The sequence below is a fragment of the Pseudarthrobacter sp. CC4 genome, from assembly GCF_048957775.1.
GTDB lineage: Bacteria > Actinomycetota > Actinomycetes > Actinomycetales > Micrococcaceae > Arthrobacter.
Window position 1 is genome coordinate 135376 of sequence record NZ_JARCCZ010000001.1, and the last position, 15905, is coordinate 151280.

At 67.4% G+C, this 15905-nt stretch carries 13 protein-coding genes; 7 read left to right on the forward strand and 6 right to left on the reverse strand.

Annotated features, from left to right (window positions below; genetic code table 11):
* Positions 1 to 7: 7 nt before the first annotated feature.
* Positions 8 to 520: a metallopeptidase family protein gene (locus PV768_RS00505; protein WP_157238717.1), complete on the forward strand. Its 513-nt coding sequence runs from the start codon at positions 8 to 10 to the stop codon at positions 518 to 520.
* Between the two features lie 27 nt (positions 521 to 547).
* On the opposite strand, the gene PV768_RS00510 is transcribed toward PV768_RS00505, so the two are convergent.
* Genes PV768_RS00510 through PV768_RS00520 form a run of 3 tightly spaced genes read right to left on the reverse strand, consistent with a single transcriptional unit; the run spans position 548 to position 6160 of the window.
* A complete protein-coding gene (locus tag PV768_RS00510; protein ID WP_157238718.1) occupies positions 548 to 2236 on the reverse strand; it encodes a DUF5719 family protein in 1689 nt (562 codons plus the stop codon).
* Positions 2229 to 5597 (reverse strand): glycosyltransferase family 2 protein, encoded by a 3369-nt coding sequence (locus tag PV768_RS00515; RefSeq protein ID WP_421091952.1) that lies wholly within the window; start codon positions 5595 to 5597, stop codon positions 2229 to 2231. The genes PV768_RS00510 and PV768_RS00515 overlap by 8 nt, the downstream gene beginning before the upstream one ends.
* A 29-nt stretch (positions 5598 to 5626) precedes the next feature.
* The gene (locus PV768_RS00520) at positions 5627 to 6160 is read right to left on the reverse strand and encodes a WhiB family transcriptional regulator (protein ID WP_157238719.1); all 534 of its coding nucleotides are present in this window, start codon (positions 6158 to 6160) and stop codon (positions 5627 to 5629) included.
* Between the two features lie 406 nt (positions 6161 to 6566).
* Here PV768_RS00520 and PV768_RS00525 point away from each other — a divergent pair, with 406 nt between their 5' ends.
* On the forward strand, positions 6567 to 7265 hold the full coding sequence (locus PV768_RS00525) for a TIGR03089 family protein (protein WP_157238720.1): 699 nt from the start codon (positions 6567 to 6569) through the stop codon (positions 7263 to 7265).
* 13 nt (positions 7266 to 7278) lie between these two features.
* Here PV768_RS00525 and PV768_RS00530 read toward each other — a convergent pair whose 3' ends face one another.
* Positions 7279 to 7857, reverse strand: coding sequence for a GtrA family protein (locus PV768_RS00530; RefSeq protein WP_157238721.1), 579 nt, complete (start codon positions 7855 to 7857; stop codon positions 7279 to 7281).
* Positions 7858 to 8077: 220 nt separating this feature from the next.
* Here PV768_RS00530 and PV768_RS00535 point away from each other — a divergent pair, with 220 nt between their 5' ends.
* The 4 genes from PV768_RS00535 to manA are packed head-to-tail and all read left to right on the forward strand — an operon-like array spanning position 8078 to position 12744.
* Entirely contained in the window at positions 8078 to 9226 is a 1149-nt protein-coding gene (locus PV768_RS00535; RefSeq protein WP_421092015.1) for a 5-(carboxyamino)imidazole ribonucleotide synthase, read from the forward strand.
* Positions 9223 to 9807, forward strand: coding sequence for a 5-(carboxyamino)imidazole ribonucleotide mutase (gene purE / locus PV768_RS00540; RefSeq protein WP_157238722.1), 585 nt, complete (start codon positions 9223 to 9225; stop codon positions 9805 to 9807). Before PV768_RS00535 ends, purE begins: the two co-directional genes overlap by 4 nt.
* Positions 9808 to 9817: 10 nt before the next feature.
* Positions 9818 to 11464, forward strand: a complete 1647-nt coding sequence (locus PV768_RS00545) for an LCP family protein (RefSeq protein WP_421091953.1) — start codon at positions 9818 to 9820, stop codon at positions 11462 to 11464.
* A gap of 29 nt (positions 11465 to 11493) precedes the next feature.
* Positions 11494 to 12744 carry a mannose-6-phosphate isomerase, class I gene (gene manA / locus PV768_RS00550; RefSeq protein ID WP_421091954.1) on the forward strand — a complete coding sequence of 417 codons (1251 nt, stop codon included), beginning with the start codon at positions 11494 to 11496 and terminating at the stop codon, positions 12742 to 12744.
* Positions 12745 to 12833: 89 nt separating this feature from the next.
* Here manA and PV768_RS00555 read toward each other — a convergent pair whose 3' ends face one another.
* Together PV768_RS00555 and glpX are read right to left on the reverse strand one after the other, a co-directional pair.
* A complete protein-coding gene (locus tag PV768_RS00555; RefSeq protein ID WP_421091955.1) occupies positions 12834 to 13889 on the reverse strand; it encodes a lipid II:glycine glycyltransferase FemX in 1056 nt (351 codons plus the stop codon).
* Positions 13890 to 13975: 86 nt separating this feature from the next.
* The gene (gene glpX, locus PV768_RS00560) at positions 13976 to 14998 is read right to left on the reverse strand and encodes a class II fructose-bisphosphatase (protein WP_157242613.1); all 1023 of its coding nucleotides are present in this window, start codon (positions 14996 to 14998) and stop codon (positions 13976 to 13978) included.
* A 198-nt stretch (positions 14999 to 15196) separates the two neighbouring features.
* On the opposite strand from glpX, the gene PV768_RS00565 reads away from it, so the two are divergent.
* Complete coding sequence (locus PV768_RS00565; RefSeq protein WP_197432394.1) at positions 15197 to 15904, forward strand: DUF4245 domain-containing protein; 708 nt, start codon at positions 15197 to 15199, stop codon at positions 15902 to 15904.
* Position 15905: the final 1 nt, after the last annotated feature.

Here is a 15905-nt window from a genome sequence, read left to right on the forward strand (position 1 = left end):
TCAATGTATGCAGTCATCGAACCAGAAATCCGGTTTCACGGTCCGGTTGGCTGATCCGGATGCCCGCAGGGATCCAGGGACCGGCTCACCGGGCAAGAGCTTCGCAATGCGCCGGCGCAACCGCCACGGGCGCGGGCTCCGCGGGGAAGTGGTGCTCCCGACCCATCCCGGCTACCGGACCCGCTCGGACCGCTTTGATGACATGGTGATGGATTCCGCCCAACGGCTTCACGACATCTGGGGCAAGACGCTGGACGGGGTCCGGTTTGGCGTGGACGAGATCCCCCCGGACCTGGAGCAGCTGGCAGCCAGCACTTCCCCCGCTCCCATGGGCTCCTATACTCCCGCTGCGGACGGGGAAGGACCCATGATTACCGTGTACCGGCGCGTGGTGGAACAGGCGAGCCCCGGCCCGGAAGAGCTCCAGGACCTGATCCACGATGTCGTTGTGGAGCACACCGCCGAGATGCTCGGAGTGGCTCCGGAGACACTGGACCCGGTCTACCGCCGCCGGTACTGAACCGGCCGCAGCGGCTGTGCGGCCGGCCTAGTGGCTGAGCGTCACGGGCACTGTTTCCTGGCCGGCGGCGGCCGCCAGGAATGCCAGCGTTGAGACGTCGTTCCTGCCATCCTGCTGAACCAGCACAGCGCCGTACGCGGCATCTCCGGATGCGGAAACTACGTAGCCCACGACGCCGACGTCCTCAACCTTGTCCGGCACCGCTATGGAAGACGTGGTTCCGCCGGCAATATCGGCGGTGGACGGGGTCCGGACTTTGCCGTCCGATGTGATGGCGGAATAGGTGATGGTGGCCCTGGCGTCCAGGGCGCCGAAGATCAGGCTGCGGCTCCCGCCCTGGGGAACCGGAACCACGTGCTGGCTGCCCAGCCTCACCCCTGACGCTGCCCAGGCGACGTCCGACGGCCGGTCTTCCTGGAGCCCCCGGGTGATCCGCGTGGCGGCGACGAACGAGACATCCGAGGACGCTGCCACCGTGTACTGCCCGGCGGGGACACCAGCGAGCGAGACTTCGGTGACGGCGCCTGCCTTTGCCGTAATGACGCCCCCGGAGGGCAGGGCCTTTTGGCCGTCCCGGCCGTAGAGCTTGACCTCCACCACTGCGTCCGACGGCCCCGGAACCGTCAGCTGAAGTGCCGGGCCGGCATCCCCATACCCTGGCTTCCCGGTCAGCTGGGCCAGCCCGGCGGGGTCCTGGATGTCCACGCCCGTCATCACCTGGCGCACAGCGGGAGCTGCTCCCGGCGCAATGAAGTCCACTCCCCCGGGGGTAAGGCCGCGCAGTACGCCCTGTTGGATCACGGCCGCGACGGGACCGCCGGCGCTGCGGATGTGGACACTGAGCTGCGGCTCCCCGGGCGCAAGGCCTGCGAGGACCACGGATCGAGAGGTGCCCGGAGCGACAAGCAGGCCGCGGCTGCCAGGCGCCTGGATCTGCCCTTGGGCGCCAAAAAGTTCCAGGCTTACGGTCGCCGGCGTGGTGGAGGCATTTGTCAGCACCAGCACGGACGCCCGGCCCACGGTTGTGCTCGCCCCTGCAAGCCACTGGTCGTTGGAGGGCGGCTGGCAGTTGGATGCTGCGGTGCCCTGGAGATCCCCGTCTGTGGCAGTGAACTTCATCACCGCTGCGGCCGATGCCTTCTGGTTTGCCAAGGCGTCGGCGCTCAGTACGCTGGCCTTTTCCACAGGACGGGCTGCCACCACTCCGGCCAGGAGTTCCTGGGGCGAACCGGCAGGAGCAGCCTGGCCGGGCTCCTTGGAAATTTCGACGGCGGTTGTCCCGTCCAGCTGCGACAGCCGGCTTGCCGGCAGCACTCCAGCCGAGCCGAGGACCGCCGCTGTGACAGAAGTGGCGGCCGTAGCGGACACCGGACTGAACTGGGGATCAGTTCCTGCCTCGGTGCCTTCCAGCAGCCGGGCCGGTCCCGGGCACACGCCCAGGCTCGTCCCGGCGGGAACAGCTACTGCCGGGGCGGCCACCGCACGGCTGGAATCCGCCTGTGGCAGGAGGGATCCACCCGCTACCACTGCCCCTGCTCCGGCGAGGATCACTGCCGCCGAAGCGAGCCCCGCCAGCGCCGCTTTGCGTCCCTGTACTGAAGCCCGCCGGGACGAACGATGGTCAGTGTCCGAGGTGCTTTCGGCGCCCGTTGCGCTTTGCGCCCCGCCGGAGGCCAGGGCTTCCGGCGCTTCAGCGGGCGGAGTGTGCTCATGCATTCTGGTGTTCCTTACGCAGGGAGCCCTCGTCCCGTGAAAGGCCGGTCCGTGTCCTCCGGGCGGGCATCGGGATGGCGAGCAGGACCGTCAGGCCAATCACCGTGACCTGCGCTACGGCCGTCCACAGCGCCCAAGGGTTCTCATAGCGGATGGTCAACTGTCCTCCGGAGGCAGGGAGCGTGAAGGCCTGGGCCCAGCCCGAGGTGGTTGCCGTGAGCCTGCGGCCGTCGATCCAGGCGCTCCAGCCCGGATCCGCGCGTTCTGCCAGGACCACAAGGCGCCCTTCCGGGCCGGCACCCACGGGGGCGTCGACGTCCGTGTAGGCGGAGGGAACCAAGCCGATGGAAGCACCGCTTGCGTCCACGATCCGCACCCGGTGCGCAACATCGGCAGCCTGCAGTACCGGCTGGTTCAGCGGGGTGATCCGCCAGAGCCATCCCACGTCGGTCTGGCCTACCGCCACAAGTCCGGGTACAGCATCCATCCTGCTGGCTGTCAGTTGCGCCGCGGTGTCCGCTGAGCGCAGCACAATGAACCCGACGCCGAGCTGCTCGAGGTCGTTCCGCGGGTCCACGCCCTGGCCTGCAACAAGGGTGGCCACCACGCGGCGGACGGCGGCGGCGACGTCATCATCCTCGCGTACTGACTCTGCCCCCGGCGCACCGATGATGTTCCGTGCGGACGCAATGGCCGAGAAACTGTCCAAGGTGGTACCGGCGCCCCGCATCAGGGTCGCATCGAAAGTGCCGTTGTCCCGTGTACTGATCAGCAGGGTGCGGGTCTGCTCCGGCCCCGTGCCGCGGTCGATCGCGGTAGCCGGGAGGGTCCGCGGGGTGGCAGGCTCCACCAGGCGGGGAGCTCCGAGCGCGTCGGCGTCGTCGGCAACGCCCGTTGCCGTGGCACCGGCGCCCGCCGGGCCCGTCCCCGCGGCGGCAGTCGCAGGGCGAAGCAGGTTCTGGGCGGACCAGGCCGCCATTCCCGCCAAGGGGCCGGCCAGCAGGAGGACCATGCTGACGGCAGCAACTGACCGCAGGGCAGTCCTGTGCTTGGTGGTGCTGCTGGCCACAGCTTTGTCGGTCATGGCCAGGAGTTGTTCGGCACCCAGGATGCCTGCGGCCAGGAGTGCGAAGGCCGCGGCTGAGACGGCCGGCCCGGTGAAGGGGGTCACCATCGTTTCCGCGCTCAGTCCGGTGGCCACGTGGCCTGCCAGCCAGCCGCCTGCCAAGGCAATGATGCCGGCCACCCAGAAACACCTCACTGTCCTGGCGCGGTGTCCGGGGACCAGCAGCCCGGCAACGGCCAGGGCGAGCACCGGGACCGCCGCCAGGAGCGCCAGCAGCAAGGCCCAGGGGAATGGGCCGCCGGTGAAGTGGGGAAGCCCCTCAAGGCCGCCCTGCGGATCAAACTGCAGCGGCTGTCCCAGCAGCTGCTGCCACAAAGGTGCAGCGTCAAAGGCCAGCGGCGGGCCGGGATCCGCCAGCAACGCCCTCGGCCTGTCGAGCACGGAGATGCCGAAGGGAATGAAAAGGGCCGCGGCGGGCAGCAGGGCCCACCAGACCGTGCGCCCGCGGCGGCCGAGCAGGAGGCCGCAGAGCACGATGACCACGGCGGCCGGAGCCAGGAGCGACGGTGCCGACGCGGCAACAACGGCCAATGTAAGGCCCGCGGCCGCGGCAGCGGTCCAGGACGGCGTGCCGTTGATGCCGGGCCGGGCCGGCGGCCTGTCGCCGAGGCGGCCGTCGGCAGGGGCAGGCAGTGTGAAGCGGCCGTGCCCTATTGCAGAGCCGGTGGCCCGCAGCAGCGCAAGGACCAGCAAGGGAAGCATGATGTGGGCAACCAGTGCGCCGGCCCGGCCCTGGTTAAGCGCCACCTGGAGGGCAGGGGCGGCAGCCCAAAAGACCGCTGCGGCCAGCCGCAGGCGGCGCCGGACTGTCAGGCCTCCCGCAGCGAACCACGCCGTCAGCCCGGACAGCGGAGTTGCGAGCAGCAGCAGCCAGGCGATGGCAGGGTTGGCGTCGCCCCCGCCGAGTACGCCCAGGATCCACAGGACGTATCCAAAGGGGTCTCCCCGCCCGGGCAATCCTGCGCCGAGCGTGATCCACCAGCTTGAGGCGTGGTGCCACAGATCGCCGAGCTCGCCGGAAACGGGAATGAGGGCGCCACCGGTTACGGCGTCGGCACGGAAAAGTCCCGTAAGGGCCAGCATCGACGCGACGGATGCGATGATGACGGTGGCCAGGGCGCCGTTGCCCACCCAACCGCGTTTTGAGGTGGCAAGGGCCGCGAAGTCGTCCGACGCATCCCCCGTGGGTTGGTGCGCCAGTGGATCCTGCTCGAGGTCATCGGCAGGTGAATTGTCCGAGCCGAGCGCCTCCATCAGGGACCGGCGGTGGCTCCAGACCTCGCGTCTGGGCGTTTGGAGCTTGCGGATCACCGACCTGCGGATCCGGCGGGTTTGGCGGGCGCTGCGTCGGGCCTTGGCCACGGCGCGCGGCCTGCCGAGGGCGGCGCAGGTAGCAACCAGCTGGGACAAGCCGTGGCCGGGGTCTTTTACCAGAATGCTGAGCACCAGCTTGAACAGGCTGCCCAGGAGGGCCCCTGTTCCATGGACGGGTACCATCCACAGCGGCGAGTGTTTCAGGCGCAGATGGACCTGGGCTTTCCGGGCGGCTGCGGCATTGCCCAGCGCGTGCGGCCGGTGCGCGACGTGGAACATCCTGGCCGCGGGCACCACCACAACGCGGTGCCCTGCCAGCCGGTTGCGCCAGCAGAAGTCGACGTCATCGCCGCTGCCGGGCAGGGCGGGATCGAAACCGCCCAGCTGCTCCCAGATGTCGCGGCGAACCAGCATTCCGGCGGAATTGACCGCAAAGGTGTCACTGCGTCCGTCGTACTGTCCCTGGTCCAGTTCGTCTGCGTCGATCAGGGTGAGCCGTTCGGCCCACCGGCTGGTGGACAGGCCGACGTCGATCAACTTGCGTCCGGCGTCCCAGTCCAGCTGCTTGCAGCCGGCTACGGTGACGGAAGGCGCGCGTTCGACGGCGCTGAGCAGCTCGGCGAGGGCCTGCGGTGCGGGTGCTGCATCGTCATGAAGCAGCCAGATCCACTCGGCCTTGCCGCCTGCATCGCTTCCGCGCCATGGCGCCAGTTCAGCCAGGCCGGCCAGCACCGCCGCCCCCATGCCGCCTTTACCCCGCTGCTGGCTGACGACGTGGGCCGTGCCCAGGGCCTGCTGGAGAAGGGCCTTGGAATCATCCCGGGAGCCGGTGTCGACGCCAATGGCGTAGTCCACGGGCCGGGTCTGGTCCGCTAGGGCTGCGAGGGTTCTGGGCAGATAGGCACTGCCGTTGTGGGCGACCACAACGGCAGTGACATGGACATCCTGGTGAATTAGATTGCTCGCTTCCTAAGCCGCCGGCGCTCGCGCTCGGAAAGGCCTCCCCAAATGCCAAACCGTTCGTCGTTCGCCAACGCGTACTCCAGGCATTGCGAACGCACGTTGCAGGCCCCGCAAACCTTTTTTGCGTCGCGGGTGGAGCCGCCTTTTTCAGGGAAGAATGCCTCGGGGTCAGTTTGGGCGCACAACGCGTCTGTTTGCCAGCCCAGCTCGCCCTCGTCGTCGAAATCCTGCTGGAAAGGCAGTCCGATCCATACGGGCTGGGTGGCGCCTCCTGCGGCAAGCTCCATGGGAGGGTCGAGTTCATCCTCCGGCTCGGCGCCGCCGTCCAGCAGGGCCTCGTGCGCGGCGAGGAAGGCAGTGGCCTGGTCCTCAAGGGCGCCCCCGGCGTTCCTGTTGTACCGCTCGGCGGCATGGGGGTCGGCCGGGTCAACGTACCAGTCGCTCGGCACCCCCCGCGCGCGGTATTTTGCCGTTGCCTGGCCGGCCACGACGGCATCTTCCTGGATACGCTCTGCTTGCCCCATGGCGACCCTCCTGATGTTGCAGCCCCTGCCTGGATACGTGGCACTCGGTTGTGTGCCGGCATTTACGCAGTTGCCTTTAGTTATCTAATTACACGTGTGTAACTTGGGCGAGTCAAGCCGCTGCCGGATAATAATCACTCTGGATCACGAATAAGGCGTACGCCACGCCCGGTAATTTATTACGACCGCGCGGTGCAGAAGTCCGGCAGCCCGAACCGACGGCCCTGAACCCTCAAATTCACCGCCGTTTGCCGGAAAATAGCCGCAATCCCAAGAAATAGCAAGCACGCTGAGCATCTGGTGTGAGATATCTCACGCCGTGTTACGGGACGGGCCCTTGTGCGCTGCGCCGGCGGAGGCCGGCAAACCGTGGTCCAAAGACCTTCGCCGGTGGCAGGATGTAGCCATGACCAACCCGGCAGCCGACCTCATGGCAACCCTTCGTTCAGGCAACTCCACCGCCCCGCGCCTCACCTGGTACGGCCCCGGCGACGAGCGCGTCGAGTTATCCGGCCGGGTGCTGGACAACTGGGTTGCCAAGACCAGCAACCTGCTTCAGGACGAACTGGACGCCGCCCCCGGCATGCGGCTCGGCCTGGAACTGCCGGCGCACTGGAAGTCGATGGTCTGGGCACTTGCCGCCTGGCAGCTCGGGATGCAGACGGTCCTTGACGGCAGCTCGGCGGATTACCTGGTCACCGCCGATCCGGGAACAGTCGAGGGAAGGTACGACGCCGTCATCGCCGTCGCGCTGCCTGCGCTGGCCATGCGCTGGCCGGGTGAGCTGGGCACTGGCTATATCGACTACGCGGCGGAAGTCCGCTCCCACGGCGACGTGTTCATGGCCCACGCCGAAGCTGATCCTTCAGGCTGCGCGATCGTGGCCAGCGACGGCCGGCGCCACCTTCACCGGGACCTGCTCGACGGCTTCGCGGCACCCCATGAAGAGGGCGTGCGGCTGCACATCCCTGCCGGGAACGGCCTCGAGGCTGCCCTGTCAAACGCCCTCGGCGCCTGGCGGCGCGACGGCTCGGTGGTGGTAACCCACCCGGACGTGCAGCTGACGGACAAACTGCTCGCAGCGGAACGCATCCACGGCAGCTGAGCTGCCGGGCCGGCTAAGCCTTGCCCTGGCCTTCGGCCGAGGTTTCCCGCTCGACGGCGACGGCGTGCTCCGTGGTGCGGCGGTCGTGCTCCTTGGCGTGGTGGTGCAGCTCGATGAGCTCGTGGTCGTGGGAAAACTCCGGCTCCTGGTCCAGTTCCTGGTTGAACACCAGGAACCGGTAGGCGAAGAAGCGGACAACAGTGGCTACCAGGATGCCTACTATTCCAGCGAAGAACAGCATGTTCTTGTCCGTCACGCCCATACCGTACTTGGCGAGCGCCGTGAAGCCGGTGGAGATGCCGATGCCGATCCCGTTGATGAGGACGAACATCAGGAATTCCCGGAGCACGTTGGCCTGCCGACGGTGCCGGAAGGTCCAGAGCCGGTTGGCAATCCAGGAGAACACCGTGGCCACCGAGGCGCCGACAAACCTTGCCTTGGCCTCGCTGTCGGTCATGGGGCCGTGCATGAGGTAGTAGGTCAGGCCGTTGTCGATGACGAACGCAACGCCGCCAACAGCTCCGAATTTGGCTACTTCACGCCAAAAAAGGGACGCGAGCCCCCGGATACGGTCTGCAAGTGCGGTAAACATGGCCCTCCATGGCTGTCTGAAATGTGGGCCATCGGGCCAGACGCCTATTTTAGCCCCCAAACCTGCGTGGCAGCCTCCCCAACCTGCGCCGGGGCCTTCGGCGGCCGAAACACTCCTGCCCGCCGCGGACCGGAAACGTGGGATACCGGGCGGTCTTCGGTAGGCTGGCAATGTGACTTTTCCAGTAATAGGCGTGGTGGGCGGCGGCCAGCTTGCCCGCATGATGGCCCCGGCCGCAACCGCACTTGGCTTTGAACTACGCGTCCTTGCCGAAGGTGACGATGTCTCCGCTGTCTCGGCGGTGCCGTCCTCGCCCGTGGGTGACTACAAGGACCTGCAGACCCTCCTGGACTTCGCAGAAGGCCTGGACGTCATGACCTTTGACCATGAGCACGTCCCAACGGCCCACCTTCGTGCCCTGCAGGATGCCGGCGTCAATATCCAGCCCGGACCCGACGCGCTCGTCAACGCCCAGGACAAGCTGGTAATGCGTGCAGCCATCGACCGGCTGGAACTTCCCAATCCTGCCTGGGCCGCCGTGAAGGATGTGGCCGGCCTCGTCAGCTTCGGGGAACAAACCGGCTGGCCGGTTGTGCTGAAGATGCCGCGCGGCGGCTACGACGGCAAGGGTGTCCGCATGGTGGGCTCAGCGGAAGAGGCTGCGGACGCAGAGGAATGGTTTGACGCCATGAGCCCCCTCCTCGCCGAGGCCAAAGTCGAGTTCACGCGGGAACTGTCTGCGTTGGTGGCACGGACGCCCGACGGCGAGGCCCGGGCATGGCCCGTGGTGCACACCATCCAGGTGGACGGCGTGTGTGACGAGGTCATAGCGCCCGCGCTGGATATCCCCGTGGAGGTTGCCGCGGCAGCGGAAGACGCCGCACTGCGGATTGCCGGCGAGCTGGGAGTGACGGGCGTGCTGGCCGTTGAACTCTTCGAGACGCCGGGCTCCGGGGCAGGGTTCCTGATCAACGAACTCGCCATGCGCCCCCACAACACCGGCCACTGGACGCAGGACGGCTCGGTGACCAGCCAGTTCGAGCAGCACCTCCGGGCGGTACTGAACCTTCCCCTCGGCGCCACCGATGTCCTTGCACCGGTGGTGGTGATGAAGAACTTCCTGGGCGGCGAGAACCAGGACCTGTATTCCGCCTTCCCGCTGGCGCTTGCCAGCGAACCTGCCGCGAAGGTGCATTGCTACGGCAAGTCCGTCCGGCCCGGCCGCAAGATCGGCCACGTGAACCTGGTGGGTTCATCAACCGCGGACGTCGAGTCCGTTCGCCGCCGTGCCACCATGGTGGCCAACATCATCCGCGACGGGCGGGTGGCGGCGGAGGAAACGCCAAGCACTTTCGAGGAGAACGCATGAGCGCCCAAGCCACACCAGCCACCGCTTCGGAGACAGCGCCCCTGGTAGGCCTGGTCATGGGCTCCGACTCGGACTGGCCTGTCATGGAAGCCGCCGCGGACGCGCTGGCGGAGTTCGGCATTCCGTTCGAAGCCGACGTCGTGTCAGCCCACCGCATGCCTACGGAAATGATCCGCTACGGGCAGACGGCCCATGAGCGGGGCCTGAGGGTCATCATTGCCGGCGCCGGGGGCGCGGCCCACCTGCCGGGCATGCTGGCCAGCGTTACGCCGCTTCCGGTCATCGGCGTGCCTGTCCCCCTGAAAACCCTGGACGGCATGGACTCACTCCTGTCCATCGTCCAGATGCCGGCCGGCGTTCCGGTGGCTACCGTTTCAATCGCCGGGGCACGCAACGCGGGACTTCTGGCGGTGCGGATACTGGCAGCCGGCACGGACGAGCTTGCCGCATCGCTTCGCGCAGACCTCCTTGATTTCGCCGCGGACCTCAACGCCGTCGCAACCCGCAAGGGTGCGAACCTGCGGCAAAAGGTCAGCGAAGTCTTCGCCGAAGGCAACGGCGCCCTGCGGGGCAGCCGCTAGGGCGGCGCGTATGTCCAGCAGCAAGCTGCATGACTCCGCTCCCGGCGGCGCAATGACAGACCCCGTCCGTTACCCGGTCAGCGCCTCTCCGCACGTCCGCACCAAGCGGGCCTTCGTGCTTGTCCTCCTGACTCTCCTGGTCCCGGGCAGTGCCCAGATTGTGGCCGGCGACCGCAGGCTGGGCCGCGCCGCACTGGCCGTAACGCTCTCCGTCTGGGCAGTGCTGGCGCTCACCCTGCTCCTGCTGCTCCTCAACCGGCCCCTCCTGATCAACATCATCACCAACCCCTTCGCCTCCCTGGCGATCGTGATCCTGCTGGTAGCGCTGGCCGTCGGCTGGGCGGCACTGTTCATCAACACCCTGCGGCTGATCCGCCCCGTACTGCTGGAGCCCTCGGTACGGCCCGCCGTCGGGTTTGCCCTGGTACTGGCCCTGGTCCTCGGGAGCGGGTCGCTCGGCTACGCCGCCTACCTCCTCAATGTGGGCCGTAACGCGATCGGCAACATTTTTTCCGCCGGGCCCGCTATCGACCCCGTGGACGGGCGCTACAACTTCCTGATGATGGGCGGCGACGCCGGTGAGGACCGTACCGGACGGCGTCCGGACAGCCTCTCGGTGCTGAGCGTTGACGCCGAAACCGGCCAGACCGCCATCATTTCCGTCCCCCGCAACTTCCAGAACGCGCAGTTCAGCAAAGACTCGCCGATGCGGGAGATCTATCCCGACGGCTACAACTGCGGCGACGAATGCCTGATCAATGCCATTAACACCGAAGTCACCAACCAGCACGCGGACCTCTACCCGGGGGTGGCCGATCCGGGCGCGCAGGCAACCATGGAAGCCGTCTCCGGAACGCTGGGAATGACAATCCAGGCCTATGTCCTGGTGGACATGGAGGGCTTTGCCACGCTCATCGACGCCATGGGCGGCATCAAGATCAAGGCCGGCGGCTGGGTCCCCATGAGCGGCTACTTCGACGATTACAGCCAAACCCACGGCATGCCCCTCGGGTGGATCCCGGCCGGAGAGCAGACACTCGACGGCAACCAGGCGCTCTGGTACGGACGGTCACGCGAGTATGTGGATGACTACGCCCGCATCCAGCGCCAGCAATGCGTCCAGCAGGCCATGCTGAAGCAACTGGACCCGGCCACGCTGCTGGCCAAGTTCGAGGACATCGCCAACGCGGGCACCCAGGTTGTGGAATCCAACATTTCTTCCTCCCAGCTTGGCAGCTTCCTGGACCTCGCGATCAAGGCGAAGGGCCAGGACGTCAAGCGGCTGACAATCGGCCCCCCGGACTTCGACGCCTCCTTCTCCACCGTCCCGGACTTCGACCAGATCCACCAGCGCGTGGACCAGTTGCTGGCGTCGGCCTCCGCCAAGGGCGCCCAGTCGGCAGGAATTCCCGACGACGCCATGGCCGTCCCGAAGACGGGCGCCGGGCACATCCAGGCGGCCGGGGCCTCCCCCGTCGCCCTGCCGGCCGGCGGCCGCGCCCCGCAGCAGCCCACGCCGTCGGACTTCACCCCGGTGACCACAACCCCCGACGGCGAGCCGATCACCGAAGAGATGCTGAACCAGCTCAAGCGCAATGGCGATGAAGAAACCATCCGCCAGCTCGTGGCCACCAACGGCCAGTGCGCCCCGCTCTAGCGGCCAACCCACCAAGGAACGGAACGGTTTTGTACCAGATTGACAACGTCCTCCGGGATTACGCCTGGGGTTCGACGACGGCCATCGCCGCCCTCCTGGGACGCCCGGAATCCGGCGGCCCCGAAGCGGAACTGTGGATCGGCGCGCACCCCGATTCCCCATCGGTTGCCCGCGTTCCCGAGCACGGTTCGGCGACCACGGGCCTGGACGCCCTGATCTCGCGCGATCCGGAGCATTTCCTTGGCGCGGACTCCGTGGCCCGCTTTGGTCCGCGGCTGCCGTTCCTGGCCAAGATCCTGGCGGCAGCCCAGCCACTGTCCCTGCAGGTCCATCCGAGCCTGGAGCAGGCACGGGCGGGGTTTGCGCGGGAAAACGCAGCGGGCCTGGCTCCGGATGCACCCAACCGGAACTACCGCGACGACAACCACAAGCCGGAGATGATTCTCGCCCTGACGCCGTTTGAGGCGCTGTGCGGTTTCCGTCCGGCAGCCCGGACCGTGGACATCCTGCAGCATGTTGCGGCCGCCTTCGACTCCGTGGAGGGCGGGGCTCCCGCGCTGGTCAATGGGCTGCTTGCGGACCTCCAGTCCCCCGGTGAAAGCACGGGCCTGCGGAAGGCCTTCGAGCGCCTGATCAGCGGCGGCCAGCCCGTGGCTGATGCTACTGCGCTGGTGGTGGCCGCGCTCCACTCCGGAGCGCCCCTTGCCCCCTACGAGGCCGAACTCAACACAGTGATCAGCCTGAACGAAAAGTACCCCGGCGATCCCGGAGTCCTGATCTCCCTGCTGCTGAACCGCATTTCGCTGGCGCCGGGTGAGGCGGTCTACCTGCCCGCCGGAAACGTCCATGCCTACCTGCACGGCCTGGGCGTGGAGGTCATGGCATCCTCCGACAATGTCCTGCGCGGCGGCCTCACCCCCAAGTTCGTGGATGTGCCCGAACTCCTGCGGACTGTCGACTTCCAGCCAGTGGCCGTGCCCAGGCTCGCGGCCGAAAGGACGGTCCTGGACCAGGAACTGTTCCGCCCGCCGTTCGAGGAATTCCAGCTCCAGCGCATCGAGCTCTCACCCGGCGCGGGACCGGTACCGCTGGCACAGTCCGGCGCGGCCGTGGTCATTGTTGTGGCCGGCAACATCTACCTGGATTCGCCCAAGGGCGACCTGGAGCTCTCCCGGGGCGGCAGCGCCTTCCTGGCCGCAGCCGAGGCTCCGGTCAACGTTCACCCGGTGGCAGGGAGCACGGAACCTGCGCTTGCTTTCGCCGTGACCACGGGCCTTTAGCAGGCTGCGCCCCGCGGCTTACTGGCGGCAACGGCAAGGGCGACGGCGGCACCCGGGCGGGTGCCGCCGTCGCCCTTTGCCTGCCGGGGCTAGCTGCCCGGGCGCAGCTTCTTGAGTACGGGCCGGACCCTGCCGGCAGCAGCCTTCAGCAGCCGCCGGCCGGTCTGCAGCCCGCGCCGCGCCAGTGGCATGGCCTGGGCATAGGCCGGGTAGAACGGCGAAAGCGGTTTTTCCCAGGTGCCCAGCAGCATGTTCTCGTGCTTGGCGAACTGCTTCTTGAAGTCGGAGATGCCGTCGTTGAGCAGCCCGTTGAAGTCGTAGCGGGAGCATCCGTCCTCGCGCATCGCCTGCAGCGCCGCCCATTTCACGCCGTAGTTGACGCGCTGCTTCTGCCCCTCGCCGGACACGCCGCCGTAGAGCTCGAAGGCGGTGGCGCCGCTCCTGGCGAGCCAGACAAACGCCAGCAGCTGCTCGCCGTCGAACGCCCCGATGATCGGCGAGCCGTCCGCCATGTTCTTGAAGATGTCCCGGTAGTACTGGTCCTCGTGGATCCCGAAACCGGCCCGGTCCGCGGTCTCGTGGTAGACGGCCAGTACCTGCTCAAGTTCGGCGTCGTTCTTCACTTTGCGGAACTCAACGTCGCTGCGCATGGCCTTGCGGATGTTGGCCCGGGTGGACTTGGACATGTCCGCCATGAGCTCGTCATCGGTCCTGGTGAGGTCAAGGATCAGGGTCCGCGGGATAAGCACCGTATTGCTGGATGACCGGAACCCGGCGGCCGCCACTGCACCGGCGAAAACTGAATCCTGGTCCCAGTCCGGTTCGATGCTCAGGGCCACTCCCCGGTGGCGGACGGCGGCATGGCGGGCCAGGCTGTTGAGGACCGCCTGCGCATTCTCCGGTGCGCACATGGGGCCACGGGGAATGTACACCAGCGCACGGAACGGAAGGGGAAGGCGCCGGACCAGCAGCTGGGCGCAGCCAATGGTGTTCACGCCGTCATTGATGAGCACACGGTCCACGGACCAGCCGTGCATGGCCTTGGTCTCGCCCCACCCCCAGAGCTGTTGCGGATGTCCCTGGAACCGGTCAACGTGGTCGTCCCAGAGGGCGCGGTCAGTACAGGGCACAACAGCAGGAATCATGGCTTCAACCCTATACCAACGGCTTAAACGCCAGGCCCCCGGAACGCGGTGCGCTCCGGGGGCCTGGGATCACAACGCGGCCGGGGTCAGCTCTTGCGGGCGTAGCCTTCCCACTTGTCAGCCCGGTGCTCGCCGTCAACGAAGCGGATGGTGCCGGACTTGGAACGCATGACGATGGACTGGGTGAGGACCCTGTCCTTGGAGTAGCGGACGCCCTTGAGGAGGTCGCCGTCGGTGATGCCGGTGGCGGCAAAGTAGCAGTTGTCACTGGAGACGAGGTCGTTGGTGGACAGGACCCGCTCGAGGTCGTGGCCGGCGTCGATGGCCTTCTGCTTCTCTTCGTCGCTGGTGGGCCACAGGCGGCCCTGGATGACACCGCCGAGGGACTTGATGGCGCAGGCGGCCACGATGCCCTCCGGGGTCCCGCCGATGCCCATCAGTGCGTCGACGCCGGTGCCCGAGCGGGCGGCCGCGATGGCGCCTGCCACGTCGCCGTCCATGATGAACTTGGTGCGCGCGCCTGCCTGCCGGATTTCCTCCACCAGCGGCTTGTGGCGGTCACGGTCGAGGATCATGACGTTGAGCTGGTTGACCTTGACGCCCTTGGCCTTCGCGATCAGGTGCAGGTTCTGCTTGACCGGGAGGCGGAGGTCCACCATGTCAGCGGCTTCCGGGCCAGTGACGAGCTTCTCCATGTAGAACACGGCGGAGGGGTCGAACATGGAGCCGCGCTCTGCCACTGCCAGGACGGCGAGGGCGTTGTTGATGCCCAGCGCGGTCAGCCTGGTTCCATCGATGGGGTCAACGGCCACATCGCATTCGGGCCCCGTACCGTCACCGACGCGTTCGCCGTTGAAGAGCATCGGAGCTTCGTCTTTTTCGCCTTCACCGATGACCACGACACCGTTGAAGTGGACGGTCTGCAGGAAGGAGCGCATGGCGTCAACGGCGGCACCGTCAGCCTTGTTCTTGTCGCCGAAGCCAACCCAGTGACCGCCGGCGATTGCGGCTGCTTCGGTGACGCGGACGAGCTCGAGGGCAAGGTTCCGGTCCGGCTCATCATTGCCCACCGCCAGGGACGGGGAGAGCGTGGAGTACTTCTGGGTCATGGACGCTGGTGACACGTGAACCTCTTCTTCGAGTGGCGATCATTGAACCCACCCCGCCGGTGCAGCAGGGCGGTGATTCCTCTGATATCGATCATAGTCGCGGCACCGCCTTCGGAGCGGCGGATGACGCAACACCGCAATGTGCCAGGAGGCCGTGCCAGGGAGCCCGCGGAGGCCAAATGGAAGTTGACTGCCGCCATGGGCGACTATAGAGGGGTGAATGACATGCAGGAAAAGACCACCCCCAGTCCCGAGCCGCACGGATCCGGAGGCAGCAGCGTGTCCGGCGCCACGGCAGGACAGGGGCAGGTCAAGCCCGTCATTCCGGCGGCAGCCGCCAAGCGCGCCAACGCCTCGGTGATTGGAATGGTCATCGCCCTGGTGGTGAGCATCGCCGCGTTCCTGCCCATCATCCTCATGAATCCGCTCCCCAAAAGCGAGGGCTACCGTCCGAACATCGATGTGGGAGCCACCGCGCGCAACGCCACGGATGTGGCGGGATTCACACCCGTGGCCCCGGACACCGGCAATACTTTCCGGCCGAACTACGCCCGGTGGGAAGCCGGAACCGGCAGCGGTGTCCCCACCTGGGAAGTGGGCTACCTGACGCCCAGGGAGTCCTTCATCAGCCTGGTCCAGACCAGGAGCGCCAACCCCACCTGGCTTCTTCAGCAAACCAGGAACGCGCCCGTCACCGGCTCCCGGAACGCCGGCGGGCAGGACTGGCAGCTTCGGGACACCGGCAAGGGCGAAAAGTCCCTGGTGCTGGACTACCGCGGCACCACCGTTGTCCTGTCCGGGGAGGCCCAGCTGGACGAGATCGCCGTGCTGGCGGACGCCGTCGTCAGGTCCCTGGAAAGCAACCCTGCTGTCACAGTTTCACCCTCCGCGCCCGCCGCACCGTAAG

Coding starts and splice junctions, on each gene's coding strand:
- PV768_RS00535 (WP_421092015.1), top strand. CDS start 8,078: ATGATGGCCCCGGCCGCAACCGCACTTGGCTTTGAACTACGCGTCCTT.
- PV768_RS00530 (WP_157238721.1), bottom strand. CDS start 7,857: ATGTTTACCGCACTTGCAGACCGTATCCGGGGGCTCGCGTCCCTTTTT.
- purE (WP_157238722.1), top strand. CDS start 9,223: ATGAGCGCCCAAGCCACACCAGCCACCGCTTCGGAGACAGCGCCCCTG.
- PV768_RS00545 (WP_421091953.1), top strand. CDS start 9,818: ATGTCCAGCAGCAAGCTGCATGACTCCGCTCCCGGCGGCGCAATGACA.
- PV768_RS00555 (WP_421091955.1), bottom strand. CDS start 13,889: ATGATTCCTGCTGTTGTGCCCTGTACTGACCGCGCCCTCTGGGACGAC.
- PV768_RS00520 (WP_157238719.1), bottom strand. CDS start 6,160: ATGGGGCAAGCAGAGCGTATCCAGGAAGATGCCGTCGTGGCCGGCCAG.
- PV768_RS00565 (WP_197432394.1), top strand. CDS start 15,197: ATGGGCGACTATAGAGGGGTGAATGACATGCAGGAAAAGACCACCCCC.
- PV768_RS00510 (WP_157238718.1), bottom strand. CDS start 2,236: ATGCATGAGCACACTCCGCCCGCTGAAGCGCCGGAAGCCCTGGCCTCC.
- PV768_RS00525 (WP_157238720.1), top strand. CDS start 6,567: ATGACCAACCCGGCAGCCGACCTCATGGCAACCCTTCGTTCAGGCAAC.
- glpX (WP_157242613.1), bottom strand. CDS start 14,998: ATGACCCAGAAGTACTCCACGCTCTCCCCGTCCCTGGCGGTGGGCAAT.
- PV768_RS00505 (WP_157238717.1), top strand. CDS start 8: ATGCAGTCATCGAACCAGAAATCCGGTTTCACGGTCCGGTTGGCTGAT.